Raw genomic sequence first — 13,153 nt, forward strand, 5'->3', positions numbered from 1 at the left:
GGTCGTTGAAAGCCGCATACGGTCGTGTTGGTCCGGGACGGTCGCCTGCTTGTGAGGCGTACGCCTAGAACTTGCCTTTTTCGATCTTCGCAATATCCGGGTTTTCCCGGTCGGCGATGTAATTGATGATCAGCTTCGGCGGACCTTTCGGTTCGGGCGACATGGTTTGATTGCCGTCACGCTGCATTTGATAACGCACGCCATCGGCGATCAGGCGCACGGCGCCTTTCTTTTCGTCTTCGCCCGAGAACAGGACGACTGTATTCTCGCCAACCGGAATGCCGGCGCGTGCGGCATCCTTGCGCCAGGTGAAACCAGCAAAATACCGCTCGAGCCGGCTGCCGGCGGTGATCAGCGCGTCGGCGGCGGTCGGATCCTTGGAATTGTCGTCGCCCCAAATGACATTCACCTGGATGAGCTTCTTGGTTGCATAACCGAAGATGTACGCGATCTGCGCCGGGCTGGAGACGGGGTCGAGGGCCGCGACTCGGGTCGTCAGCACCGTTGTGCCTTCGACCGGATTCGTGCTGCTGGCGATATCCGTCGGCTTGACGCCGAACGACTTGGTGACGACAGCACGAACTTCCGGTTCGGTCATGCCGAACCGCGCATCACGAAAGCCGGTCACTTCGTATCGCGGCAGCTCCTGTACTGTCGCTTTGGCTGCTTGCTGAGCGGATACGACGGCAGGGGAAGCTAACAAGGCCAGGCTTCCAGCGGCGGCCAGAATGGCCCACGATCTGGGCCGGCGTCTGAGAGATTCCCGAGTGACTTCAGCGCGCATGTCGTTTGTCTCGTTGTCGGATACTCCTCTTTTCTTAACTCGCAGTCCGACCATTCTCGAATCTAGCGAGACCCCATTGCCTCAAGAGAGGCATTGATTTTATTGAAGAAAATCATTCATCAGAAAAATCTCAGAATAATTTCACGGCAAAAACGGATGAATTTGAGGGAGTTTTCGAATTAACTAACGTACTTAACTATTGGGGCTTTCAGGACGCTTTGTTTGGTCGATCCGAGCGATGCGTGACCAGTCAGTTGGACCGTTGTTCTGGCCGACAAGGTCGATGGCAGGTGCGTTGACGGGCTGTGTCGTATTGGCAACGACCGGGCGGCAACGTTTAAGGACATCGCTGCGGGGGATCTGAACGGCCGTATTTTCAGGTAAGCTGGCATGGACGAAGCGCGAGCGTGCGCTGATGAAGGGGCGGGACAAAGAAGTCAGAAGTGGTGGGGCGTCTGCAATTCATAAGGATTGGCGTGATGGCTGCGGCATCTTTGTTGAGTGCCGTTGCCTGGGCGCAGAACGTGCCGGCGCCAAGTCAGGTCGCGCCTCCGCAGATCGTTCCGCCAGCTGCGACGGCCCGCATCGCCATTCCGCAGGTGCCGGCCGGCGCTGCCATCCCGGCTGAAGCCAAGCGTCTGAGTTTCCGACTGACTGGCATCGTCATCAAAGGCGAATTCCCTGAACTCGCCAGCGATCGCTCAACCCTCTCGGATGCCCTTGTCGGTCGCCGTATCACCGTCGCCGACATCTTCGCATTTGCCGACCAGCTGCAGCAGATTTATGTCCGCGCCGGTTATCCGCTGGTTCGCATCGTGATCGAGCCGCAGGAGATCGAGGGCAGCGCGCGAATCAAACTGCGGGTCATCGACGGGTTCGTCGAGCGCCTCGATCTCGATGCACTCGATGCCCGGCTTCGCGATTACGTCGCCGCCGTGCTGGCGCCGCTGGTCGGGCAGACGCATTTGAAACAGGCGGAGCTCGAACGCCGTCTCCTGATCGCCGGCGATGCGGCCGGGCTGACGCTTAACGCGACCTTTGCGGCCGGCAAGAAAGAGGGCGGTTCGGTCCTTATCCTGACAGGACGCTACAAACCAATCTCGGTCAGCGTCTACACGGACAACGCGATGCCGCGGGTGTTCGGCAACTACCAGCTCGTCACCGCCGTCAGCGCCAACAGCGTGCTTGGGTTTGGCGAGCAGATCACCGTGTCGGCCGCTGGTTTGCCAAACGACTCCTTCCCGAACAGCGATCCGGTCCGTCGCTATCTGTCGGGCAGGGCGATCTTCCCGATCGGAATTGATGGCGTGAAATTCGAGGTCGGGGTGACCAATGGCGTCACCACGCCGCGGGTCGATCGAAGTGCCGCAAGCCAGGGCCTGCTCAATCAGGCTTATGCGCGACTGTCCTACGACATCATCAAGTCGCGTGACGGCGAACTGACGACTTTCGGTCGGTTCGACGCGACCAATGAAGAGCTCGACACTTTGCTGTTCGCGCCGCCGATCCCGCTCAGTCTCGACCGCGTGCGCGCGTTGCGCGGTGGTTTGGAGGGTATATGGCGCCTGCGCGATACCGGCACCACCGTCAATTTCGACACGACCTTCTCACGCGGCCTGAATGCGTTCGGAGCGCGCTCTGCGGCGGATGCGACCTTCCTGTTGCCGCTGTCTCGCCAGGGCGCTGATGCGGAGTTCTACAAGTGGAACGGTCGTGTCGAGATCATGCAGGCTCTGCCTGAGGGGTTTGCGGCCACAGCCATACTCGCCGGCCAAACTTCCTTCAACAAGCCGCTGCTGAACTCGGAACAATATGTGATCGACGGCTCGCGTTTTCTATCGGGTTTTACCGCCGGCTCGCTGGCAGGCGATACGGCCTGGGTTGCCCGCGCCGAACTGGGCCGCGCTGTGGCCGTTCCGTTCGAGGCCGTCGGTGTGACGCTGACGCCCTATCTGTTCGGCGCCACGGGCGAACGAAAATATGTCGCTCCGACCTTTCTTGAAGTCGGTAACCTACAGGCAAGGAATTACGGTGCCGGCCTGCGGGTCAATCTCGTGCCATCGAACACGGCCATGCCGTCAGGCTACGGCTTCGTCGAATGGAGCCGCCGCAGCAGTAACGATCACTCCCGCGATGGCGATCGCGTTTTCACTGGTCTGGCGCTGCAGTACTGAGGTCCTGCTTAGGGTGCAGGAGATATCGTTGACCTGGCCGCGACGACGTGGACAGGAAGCAGCCATGTCGCTGCGATGCTCCATCGCGCATCTTCAGGCCTCGGCGATGATGCGATGATCCTGTGCACACCGGTACTGCTGATCGTGAACAGTGGATCAAGTGCCTGACTGGCCGTGTCGTCTTTGATCTCGAGCGTCCGGTTGTCGAGTATCAGCCAGCGTCCGTCCTGGCGCACGGTCAGGATCGCATGAACTTCCCCGGAGACTCGGTCGTTGGCGATGACCAGGCGAAGGTCGTTTTCGGCGTAACCGAGTTCGCGCAGCGCAGCGTACTTGGCGATAGCAACATCTTCGCAATCGCCGGCATGAGACGCGAACGTCAGTAATGGTGTCGCCCAGAAATCTTGGACGCCGTATTGTTCCTGGTCGGAGATCGCACGAATGCTGAGGTTGATCGAGCGGTTGACCTCGGCAATGCGGCTCCAGCCAGTGCGGCCTTGAGCGCGGTCGATAATGGCGAGGAAGGCGCTGGCTGCCGCCGGGCAGGCCGATGCATCGGCGCGGCAGTGTTGCAGCACCGAACGGTCGCGATGCAGGGCGAGATTCACCCTACTCCATTTGGCATCGAGCGATGGGATGTCGCTCGGTGCAAGCTCTGCACGGAACGGCTCCTGCGCAGGTGGCCGGTTGGTCGCCCATGGAGCAAATGACCTATATGAATCGGTCAACACGCCGAGGTCGGCATGTGCAACAAATCGGCGATGCGTGTGTTCATAGAGGCTGGCATTTGATGGCACGGTGCCAATCAGCAGCCCGGCCACAATGTGGCCCACCCATACGGCGGCGACGCGCCCCTTTGTACCCCAGATCGCCATTCAACGCCCCTGATCCCTGGGCGTGGCGATCTTGTTGACCGCTCTCCAGCCCAAGCCGCTGCTTGTCTAGCGGTGGTGCTTCTTCGAACGGCTTAACGGGGTGAGGACTGACGATCTCTTTCCAGGCGCAGCGTCAAGCGGTGCTTGAGAAAGATGCTAAAACTTGATCGATCGGCCGTAGCGAGCCGTCGTTGCCGATGGCTCCGGCGCGGCCATGGTGAATATTGGGTGTCGAGCGGCGAAGCGCCTTCTGCCGTACGGCGCCCACACGTTCAGTTCGCGCGGCGTCCGAGTTGCTTTCCGCCGTCACTTCCGGCCGCTCCGGCATAGAAAACTTCCGAAGCGGCCGTCTGCACTCTTGCTAAAAGACTACAGGGTCAGTTCGTGTCGGCCGACGACCATCCAGTGCACTTCGTCCGGGCCGTCTGCAAAGCGCAGGTGACGCACGTCGGTATACATTTCCGCAAGCGGGGTCCATTGCGAGATGCCGGTGGCGCCGTGCATTTGGATGGCCTGGTCGATGATCTTGCAGGCGCGCTCCGGCACCATGGCCTTGACCATGCTGACCCAGATCCTCGCCTCCTTGTTGCCGAGCACGTCCATCGCCTTGGCTGCCTTCAGCACCATGAGACGCATGGCTTCGATCTCGCAGCGCGCCTGCGCGATGATCTGCAGATTGCCGCCGAGATGCGCGATCTTCTTGCCGAATGCTTCGCGGGTCAGACCGCGGGCGACCATCATGTCGAGCGCCTTCTCGGCCTTGCCGATGGTGCGCATGCAGTGATGGATGCGACCGGGGCCGAGGCGGAGCTGCGAAATCTCGAAGCCGCGCCCTTCGCCGAGCAGAATGTTCTCCTTGGGCACGCGCACATTATTGAAGCGCATATGCATGTGACCGCGCGGTGCATGGTCGTGGCCGAACACATGCATCGGTCCGATGATTTCGACGCCGGGCGTGTCGACGGGAACGAGAATCTGCGATTGCTGCTTGCTGGGTGCCGCATCCGGGCTCGTCTTGACCATCACGATCATGATCTTGCAGCGGGGATCTCCAAGGCCGGAGATGTAGTACTTCTCGCCATTGATCACCCACTCGTCGCCCTCGAGCCGGGCGGAGGTGGATACGTTCTTTGCGTCGGATGAGGCGACATTCGGTTCGGTCATCGCATAGGCTGAGCGGATTTCGCCGGCGAGCAGCGGCTTCAGCCATTTTTCCTTTTGCTCGCGCGTGCCGACGCGCTCGATGACTTCCATATTGCCGGTATCCGGCGCGGAGCAATTCATCGTTTCCGAGGCGAGGGGGTTCTTGCCCAGCTCCGCAGCGATATAGGCGTAATCGAGATTCTTCAGGCCTTCGCCGGTCTCCGCGTCGGGCAAGAAGAAGTTCCAGAGACCTTCCTCGCGGGCTTTGTTCTTCGCTTTGCCGAGAATATCGAGCTGCTCGGGCGTGAACGACCAGCGGTCGGCCTTCTTTTCGCCCGCGCGATAGAACTCCACCGACATCGGCTCGACGGTGGTGGCGATGAATCTGCGAACATGGTCGTAGAGCGGCCGGACTTGCTCCGACATGCGCAGATCGTTCAGCGCATCTTCGGGGGCAAGCGTGTAAGGCGTCTGGCGTGCTGCATAGGCAGTCTTCATTGTCGTTCTCCCGTTTCTTCTACCGGCGCTTCTGACCATCTCGCGTGGATGGGTGCGTGACCGTTATAGACACGAAGTCGCGTCTCTGTCTTCGACGTTCTGCGCAAGCACACGCGGCGTCGATGATGACGAGTCTCTCAATAGAGCCATCGATCGCCTGAGGGCGCCGCAGTGCAGCACGATCACGCCGCCTTCGTGAACGTAGCCGATTTATGCGACCCGCTGTCGCAGAGTCGGACGAAAACCTGCGCAAATGCTGAGTTCTGCTGCGTGTCACCGCGTTCGCTCATCGGTCGCAGTTTACTTTCCAAAATTCGAAGCGTTAGAATGTTGTCATCAAGAAGCAAGGTGCACGCATCAACAAGCTTCAAAGGGTGGAAACATGAATCTAATAGGCGATTGGAACCTGTTAGAAAGCTGGGTATGCATATCTGACATATCCGCCGGCAATCGCGACAGCGGTGTTGCGGGATTATTCCAAGAGGCGGAACGCAGCAGTCCTGTTTGCCTTCGTCGAAAGGCGCGACGCTGATGCGCGCCTATGCTGCTCGCCGCTTGCTGGCTTTGATCCCCACGATTTTCTTTGCCAGTCTCATCGTCTTCATCACGCTGCGGCTCGTGCCGGGCGATGTGATCGACCTTATGATGTCGCAAAACGACATCTCGGCGAGTGCGAAAGACCGTGCCCAGCTCGAAGAAGCGCTCGGCCTCAACAAGCCGATCTACATCCAGTATTTCCTTTGGGTCGGTGGCGTGCTGCGCGGCGATCTCGGGCAATCGTTGTGGCACAACACGCCGGTCCTCGATCAGATCCTGAGCCGCCTGCCTGTTACATTCGGCCTTGGCTTCATGGCCATTCTGATCGGCCTCATCATTGCGATCCCGATCGGCGTCTATTCGGCGCTGCGTCAGGACACGCTCGGCGACTATGTGATGCGATCGCTGTCGATCCTGATGCTGGCGGTCCCGGCATTCTGGACCGGCACCATGGTGATGGTATTTCCCGCCATCTGGTGGGGATGGTCACCCGACCTGAGCTATGTACCATTCACGAAAGATCCGATTGCTGCGCTTCAGCATATGCTGCTGCCAGCACTCATCCTCGGCATGTCGCTGTCGGCGATCACGATGCGGATGACACGCACGATGATGCTTGAAGTTCTGCGGCAGGACTATATCCGAACCGCCTGGGCCAAGGGGCTCAGTGAGCGGACCATCGTGATCCGACATGCGTTGCGCAACGCGTTGATCCCGGTGGTCACCCTGGTCGGCATTCAGGCGCCCCTGGTGATCGGCGGTGCCGTCATCATCGAGCAGATTTTCGTCATTCCCGGCATGGGCATGCTGCTGTTGGAAGGCGTGACACAGCGGGATTATCCGATCGTTGCTGGCGTGTTTCTGGTGGTCGGCCTGGCTGTGATGGTGATCAATCTGATCGTCGATCTCAGCTACGGCCTGCTCGATCCCAAAGTGAGGTATCGCTGATGACCATGGCAGTCGAGACCTCCACCGCCACGGCTCCACGTTCCCGCTCTCCGATTTTGGCCTTCATTGGCAGGCTGTTTCGTGAGAAGCCGCTTGGCGCAGCCGGCGCGGTCGTTTTCCTGTTGTTTCTGTTCTGCGGACTGTTCGCGGATTTTCTGGCGCCGTATGGCTACAACCAGATCAGTCCACTGAACCGAATGAAGCCGCCGTCCTGGCAGTTTCTGTTTGGCACCGACAATCTCGGCCGCGATGTGCTTTCGCGGTGTCTCTATGGTGCGCAGCTGTCCGTCATCATCGGCTTCTGCGCCGCCGGCATCGCCACGATCGTGTCGGTCGTGATCGGTATTCTGTCGGGTTATCTCGGCGGCCGCTTCGATATGATCATGCAGCGTCTCGTCGACGCCTGGATGAGTTTTCCCGATCTCGTCGTGCTGATCGTGGTCGTGTCGGTCGTCGGTCCCGGACTGGTGCCGATCATCTGCATTCTCGGATTGCTGCTCGGCATCAACGGTTCGCGCATCATTCGCGGAGCAACCATCTCGGTCCGCGAGAACATGTATGTGAACGCTGCGCAATCGATGGGCGCCACGCTGCCGCGCATCCTGATCCGCCACATTCTGCCGAATGTGATGCCGCCGATCATCATCCTGTTCACGACCCGCGTCGGATTCGTGATCCTCGCTGAATCCGGTCTTTCGTTCCTCGGTCTCGGCGTGCCGCCGCCGGCGCCGACATGGGGCGGCATGCTGTCGGGCAGCGGCCGTACCTACATGCTGCAAGGGCCGTGGCTGGCCTTGGCGCCGGGCCTGTGCCTGACGGTGGTTGTCTATGCCACCAATGTGTTCGGCGATGCGTTGCGGGATCTGCTCGACCCGCGCATGCGCGGGTCGCGATAATCGGCAGTTTTGGAAGAACAGCACCGACGACAGCAAAGGTCGCGGTCGATACCAAAAGGGGAGGTGACGGTGAGTGGACATTCAGTAAGGCGGAGATTGACGGCCCAGTTGCTCGCGACCGCAATGACCATGTCGGCTGCGATCGGCTTGTCGTCTGCGGTACGGGCCGACGAGAAACCGCAATATGGCGGCACACTGCAGGTGGCAACCGTCAATCGCGCGCTGAACGTGTTGACGTGGGATCCGGCCGACTGGAACTGGAAGATCAATCACGACACCGGGCAGTTCTACGAACAGCTGTTCGCGGCCGATCTGTCGAAGGCCAAGCGCAACGGAGGAAAGTACCCTTTCTATGCAGACGCATGGGTTCCCTCTGACGCGGTGCGCGGCGAACTCGCCGAAAGCTGGGAGATGAAAGAGAACCCGCTGCGTATCGAGGTGAAGCTGCGCAAGGGCATCATGTTCCCGGAGAAGCCGGGCGTAATGGCGTCGCGCGAGCTCGTCGCCGATGACGTCGTCTTCAGCTATACCCACATTGACAAGAGCCCGAAGAAAATCGCGACCTATTTCGATTATATCGAGAAGGTCGAGGCGATCGACAAACATACGGTCGTGTTCAAGCTGAAATCCTACAATGCGGAATGGGATTACCGTTTCGGCTGGGGTTACTATTCCGGTATCTTCCCCAAGGAAGTGGTAGAGGCCGGCGCCAACAACTGGAAGAATCTCAATGGCTCCGGTCCGTTCCTGCTGACCGATCACGTCCAGGGCAATCAGAACACGTATTCGAAGAATCCGATCTATTGGGACAAGGAAAAGATTGGGGGCGAGGAGTTCAAGCTGCCGTTCGTCGACAAGGTCATCTATCGTAACATCAAGGATGAGGCGACGGTCACCACGGCGCTGCGCACGGGCAAGCTCGATATCGCCGAGCTGGTGCGCTGGACCGATATGGAAGAGCTGAAGAAGAGCGTCCCTCAGCTCAAATGGTCGAAGTGGCTTTCCATGAATGGGCAGTTCGTGGCTATGCGCGTCGATACCAAACCGTTCGACGACATTCGCGTCCGCCGCGCGCTTAATCTCGCCGTCAACAAGCAGGAAATCGTCAAAGCTTATTATAACGGACATGCGGAGCTGTTTTCCTATCCGCAGCATCCCGATTATGACGGCTACTACGAACCGCTCGATGCGATGCCGGCCTCGGTGAAGGAGCTGTTCACCTACAATCCCGACAAGGCGAAGAAGCTGCTCGCCGAAGCCGGCGTACCGAAAGGTTTCAGCTTCAAGGTGCAGGTCTGCACATGCCAGCCCGACCATCTCGACCTGTTGCCGCTGATCGGCGCCTATCTCGAACAGGTTGGAGTCAAGATCGAGATCCAGCCGATGGAATATGGTGCATTCCTGTCGGCCATGACATCCAAGACCAACGCGGCCGGCTATATGATGAATAACGGCCACACCAATCCGACCACGACGATCCGCAAGAGCTTCGTCACCGGTCAGACCTGGAATCCGTCGCAATATGCGGATCCGGCTTTCGACAAGAAAATGGAAGCTGCCTATCAGGAGCGCGATGAGAGCAAGCGCAAGACGGCCCTGAAGGAGATGACGGTCGAGATCCTGGACAAGGCTCCGTATATCTGGCTGCCAACGCCCTATCTCTATACGGCCTGGTGGCCGTGGGTGAAGAACTATGCGGGCGAACTGCGTGCCGGTGCCGTGCGTCCAGGGCCGATCTATGCCCGCATCTGGATCGATCAGGAGATGAAGAAGAAGATGGGCTTCTGACGCCTCTCATCGTCCGCGCCCTGATCGTCGCCAGCCGTGCGGCATCGGGGCGGGGACCGTATCCCGGTCGCCAATTTACAGGAGACGCGAGTGCCAGAGCTCCTTCTCGATTCCAATGACACGTCGGCCAAGGCTACGCCCACCGGACGCGTGCGCGAGGAAGCATCGCCCAGCGGCCGACCGCTGCTGGAAGTGCGCGATCTCGCGGTCGAATTCGGCGTCGGTCGCGGCGCGCTGCGCGCAGTGGACAAGGTGTCGTTTTCCGTCTTCCCGGGAGAGACGCTCGCGATTGTCGGCGAAAGCGGCTCCGGCAAGAGTGTGACCGCTCTGTCGTTGCTGCAACTCATTCCGTCGCCGCCGAGCCGCGTGAAATCCGGTGAAATCCTGTTCGACGGACGTGACCTCTTGAAACTGTCGAGCAAGGAAATACGCGCGATCCGCGGCAACGAGATCGCGATGATTTTTCAGGAACCGATGTCGTCGCTCAATCCGTCCTTGACGGTGGGATTGCAGATCGCCGAACCCATGGAGCTGCACCACGGCCTGAGCTGGAAGAAAGCGCTCATCAAGGCCGGCGAGCTGCTGAAACGCGTTCGCATCCCCGATGCGGAGAAGCGCGTCACGGCCTATCCGCATCAGTTTTCCGGCGGCATGCGGCAGCGTGCGATGATTGCCATGGCGCTCGCCTGTAAGCCGAAGCTGATCGTGGCCGATGAGCCGACCACCGCACTCGACGTCACCGTGCAGGCGCAGATTCTTGCTTTGCTGAAGGATCTCACCCGCGAGACCAAGGCTGCCTTGGTCTTGATCACCCATGATCTCGGTGTGGTCGCGCGTTATGCGGACCGGGTCTGCGTCATGTATGCGGGCCGCATTGTGGAGAGCGGTACCGCGCGCGAAATCTATGAGACCCCGCGCCATCCCTACACGCTCGGCCTGATGGCCTCGATTCCTCGGCTCGACCAGGACACCCAACAGCGCCTCGTGCCGATCGAAGGGCAGCCGCCGGATCTTGCGGCTCTGCCTCGGGGGTGTGCATTCCAGACCCGTTGCCGCTATGTCGGCGATCGTTGCCGCCAGGAAGCGCCGGAACTCGAACATATTGAAGGGCAGCATTTCCGGGCGTGCTTCGCCGATGTGAAAGGAGGCGCCGATGCCCTCAAAGTTTGAGGCGAAGGAGCCGATCCTCAAGGTTAGCGGCCTCAAGGTTCATTTTCCGCAGTATCAGGGCGTCGTCGTTCGCAAGCAGGTCGGCAGCGTTCGTGCCGTCGATGGTGTATCTTTCGAAGTCCGCAAGGGCGAGACGCTCGGGCTTGTCGGCGAGTCCGGCTGCGGCAAGTCCACGACGGGCCTCGCTGTGCTGCGGATGACGCCGATCACCGAGGGCAGGGTGGAGTTTGAGGGCAAGGACATCGCGAATTACAGCGCTAGCGCCATGCGCGCGGTCCGGCGCCGCATTCAGATGGTGTATCAAGACCCCTATGGCTCGCTCAACCCGCGGATGAAAGTCGGCGACATCATCGGCGAGCCGCTGATCGTGCATGGGGTCGACACCGAACGCGATGTCTACCGTGCCCGGATACAGGAATTGCTGCGGCTGGTCGGATTGCGGCCGGACATGGCCGAGCGCTATCCGCACGAATTCTCCGGTGGCCAGCGCCAGCGCATATCGATCGCGCGCGCCGTGGCGCTCAATCCGGCATTGGTGATCTGCGATGAACCGGTATCGGCGCTCGACGTCTCGATTCAGGCGCAGGTGGTCAATCTGTTTCAGGAGCTGCAGGAACGACTGGGGCTGTCTTACCTGTTCATCGCTCATGATCTTGCCGTGGTGCGCCATGTCAGCCATCGCATCGCGGTGATGTATCTCGGCCGTATTGTCGAGGTGGCGCCACGTAACGAGCTCTACAAGGCGCCGCTGCATCCCTATACGCAGGGCCTGCTTGCTGCGGTGCCGATCCCCAACCCGTCGGCCGAGGCGCTGCGACCGCAGCAGGTGATCCTGGGCGAGCCGCCCAGTGTGATGAATCCGCCGTCGGGTTGCCGTTTCCATCCGCGTTGCCCCCTGGCCATGAAGGTCTGTGCCGAGGTCGATCCGCCGCTCCTGGAGATGACGGATGGGCGCGCAGCGGCTTGCCACTTGCACGATCCGTCGATTTCTGGTGCAAGCAGAGATGGTTTGCGACATTCTGCGCCGGGCGGTCTTGGCAACGCCGAGCAAAATGTCCCGGTCAGCGCCTGATTGCCCGCATGAGGTCGGTTGGTAGTTGTCATGAGTGATGTGTCGACCGTCGATGAAGGGCAGACCCGCCGATTTCTGGAGAAGCGCGAAGCGATCCTCGATGCGGCCGCCCGCCTGTTCAACCGGCGGGGCATTCGCGGTACGACGTTGTCCGACGTCGCGCAGAGCGTGGGGCTCGTCACCAACAGCGTGACATACTACTTTCGGAAGAAGGATGACCTCGCACTGGCTTGCGTGTTGCGATCCGTCGAGGTGTTCGATGGGCTGCTTGCCGACGCAGAAAAGGCGAAGACACCGGAGCTGCGGATTGCAGCCTTCGTGACGGGCTTCTTTCGCTTGCTGGCCGATGTCGAGACCGGCACCAGGCCGCAATTCATCAACTTCTCCGAAGTGAGCACGCTGAGTGCGACGCGCACCGATGTCGCGACGCTCTATGCCCAGATGTTTCGCCGCGTTCGCGGATTGATCGGGACCGACAACCGCCTTGGCCTCAGCCGTTCGGAGCGCAATGCACGCGCGCATCTGTTGTTTACGTTGACGCAGTGGGCGCGTGTCTGGACCATCCGTTATGAGGTCTCGGGCTATCCCCGCGCGGCGCGGCACGCCAGTGATATCCTGCTGCACGGACTCGGCAACGGCGCGACAATGTGGACGCCGCCCACGCTGCCGACGCTTGCCAGACCAAAGGTGGCGGACGACATATCGCCGGACGCTTTTCTTCGCGTCGCCACCCGGTTGATCAATGAAGAAGGTTATCGCGGCGCCTCGGTCGAACGGATATCGGCGGCGCTCAAGGTCACCAAAGGTTCATTCTATCATCACAACGATAACAAGGACGACCTGATCGTCGACTGTTTCGCGCGCACCTTCGATGTCATCCGCCGCGCCCAGTCGGCGGCCGATAACTGCGAAAATGGCTGGCACCGGTTAAGCGCCGCGGCAGCCGCGCTGGTGAAGTATCAGTTGTCCAACGACGGTCCTCTGCTGCGCATTACCGCACGCAGCGGGTTGCCCGAAGCGGCCGCTGAGCAGACTCTCCGTACCATGAACAGGTTGTCCGAACATTTCGCCAGTGTTGTCGTGGACGGCGTGATGGATGGATCGGTCCGTCCGATCGATCCGGCGATCGCGGCGCAGATGATCAGCGGCATGATCAATGCGTCGGCCTCGGTCAAGCGCTGGGTGCCGGAAGCGACGATCGGCAATGTCGCAGATCTCTATGCCCGGCCGCTGTTTATGGGGATTTTGTGCGCATCGGCGTAATGTCG

The 13,153-nt window shown here is 60.3% G+C and carries 10 protein-coding genes; 7 read left to right on the forward strand and 3 right to left on the reverse strand.

The features are described 5' to 3' along the window. Positions 1-64 precede the first annotated feature (64 nt). A complete protein-coding gene (locus E0H22_RS13680; protein ID WP_233021566.1) occupies positions 65-784 on the reverse strand; it encodes a hypothetical protein in 720 nt (239 codons plus the stop codon). A 479-nt stretch (positions 785-1,263) separates the two neighbouring features. Here E0H22_RS13680 and E0H22_RS13685 point away from each other — a divergent pair, with 479 nt between their 5' ends. After that, complete coding sequence (locus E0H22_RS13685) at positions 1,264-2,958, forward strand: ShlB/FhaC/HecB family hemolysin secretion/activation protein (RefSeq protein ID WP_233021567.1); 1,695 nt, start codon at positions 1,264-1,266, stop codon at positions 2,956-2,958. Positions 2,959-2,966: 8 nt separating this feature from the next. On the opposite strand, the gene E0H22_RS13690 is transcribed toward E0H22_RS13685, so the two are convergent. Together E0H22_RS13690 and E0H22_RS13695 are read right to left on the reverse strand one after the other, a co-directional pair. Next, positions 2,967-3,833, reverse strand: coding sequence for a transglutaminase-like cysteine peptidase (locus E0H22_RS13690; protein WP_233021568.1), 867 nt, complete (start codon positions 3,831-3,833; stop codon positions 2,967-2,969). Between the two features lie 369 nt (positions 3,834-4,202). Beyond that, positions 4,203-5,474, reverse strand: a complete 1,272-nt coding sequence (locus E0H22_RS13695; RefSeq protein WP_233021569.1) for an acyl-CoA dehydrogenase family protein — start codon at positions 5,472-5,474, stop codon at positions 4,203-4,205. A 504-nt stretch (positions 5,475-5,978) separates the two neighbouring features. On the opposite strand from E0H22_RS13695, the gene E0H22_RS13700 reads away from it, so the two are divergent. The 6 genes from E0H22_RS13700 (at position 5,979) to E0H22_RS13725 (ending at position 13,148) form a co-directional block, all read left to right on the forward strand. Beyond that, positions 5,979-6,959 carry an ABC transporter permease gene (locus tag E0H22_RS13700; protein ID WP_233021570.1) on the forward strand — a complete coding sequence of 327 codons (981 nt, stop codon included), beginning with the start codon at positions 5,979-5,981 and terminating at the stop codon, positions 6,957-6,959. After that, the gene (locus tag E0H22_RS13705; protein ID WP_233021571.1) at positions 6,959-7,855 is read left to right on the forward strand and encodes an ABC transporter permease; all 897 of its coding nucleotides are present in this window, start codon (positions 6,959-6,961) and stop codon (positions 7,853-7,855) included. Before E0H22_RS13700 ends, E0H22_RS13705 begins: the two co-directional genes overlap by 1 nt. 108 nt (positions 7,856-7,963) lie before the next feature. Then, on the forward strand, positions 7,964-9,643 hold the full coding sequence (locus tag E0H22_RS13710) for an ABC transporter substrate-binding protein (protein ID WP_233021572.1): 1,680 nt from the start codon (positions 7,964-7,966) through the stop codon (positions 9,641-9,643). 183 nt (positions 9,644-9,826) lie between these two features. Beyond that, complete coding sequence (locus E0H22_RS13715; protein ID WP_233026362.1) at positions 9,827-10,813, forward strand: ABC transporter ATP-binding protein; 987 nt, start codon at positions 9,827-9,829, stop codon at positions 10,811-10,813. After that, positions 10,797-11,885 carry an ABC transporter ATP-binding protein gene (locus tag E0H22_RS13720; protein ID WP_233021573.1) on the forward strand — a complete coding sequence of 363 codons (1,089 nt, stop codon included), beginning with the start codon at positions 10,797-10,799 and terminating at the stop codon, positions 11,883-11,885. Before E0H22_RS13715 ends, E0H22_RS13720 begins: the two co-directional genes overlap by 17 nt. Before the next feature lie 30 nt (positions 11,886-11,915). Continuing rightward, on the forward strand, positions 11,916-13,148 hold the full coding sequence (locus E0H22_RS13725) for a TetR/AcrR family transcriptional regulator (RefSeq protein ID WP_233021574.1): 1,233 nt from the start codon (positions 11,916-11,918) through the stop codon (positions 13,146-13,148). Positions 13,149-13,153 lie beyond the last annotated feature (5 nt).

Origin of the sequence: Rhodopseudomonas boonkerdii, assembly GCF_021184025.1 — a bacterium.
Taxonomy (GTDB): domain Bacteria; phylum Pseudomonadota; class Alphaproteobacteria; order Rhizobiales; family Xanthobacteraceae; genus Tardiphaga; species Tardiphaga boonkerdii.

Coding starts and splice junctions, on each gene's coding strand:
- E0H22_RS13680 (WP_233021566.1), bottom strand. CDS start 784: ATGCGCGCTGAAGTCACTCGGGAATCTCTCAGACGCCGGCCCAGATCG.
- E0H22_RS13685 (WP_233021567.1), top strand. CDS start 1,264: ATGGCTGCGGCATCTTTGTTGAGTGCCGTTGCCTGGGCGCAGAACGTG.
- E0H22_RS13690 (WP_233021568.1), bottom strand. CDS start 3,833: ATGGCGATCTGGGGTACAAAGGGGCGCGTCGCCGCCGTATGGGTGGGC.
- E0H22_RS13695 (WP_233021569.1), bottom strand. CDS start 5,474: ATGAAGACTGCCTATGCAGCACGCCAGACGCCTTACACGCTTGCCCCC.
- E0H22_RS13705 (WP_233021571.1), top strand. CDS start 6,959: ATGACCATGGCAGTCGAGACCTCCACCGCCACGGCTCCACGTTCCCGC.
- E0H22_RS13720 (WP_233021573.1), top strand. CDS start 10,797: ATGCCCTCAAAGTTTGAGGCGAAGGAGCCGATCCTCAAGGTTAGCGGC.
- E0H22_RS13725 (WP_233021574.1), top strand. CDS start 11,916: ATGAGTGATGTGTCGACCGTCGATGAAGGGCAGACCCGCCGATTTCTG.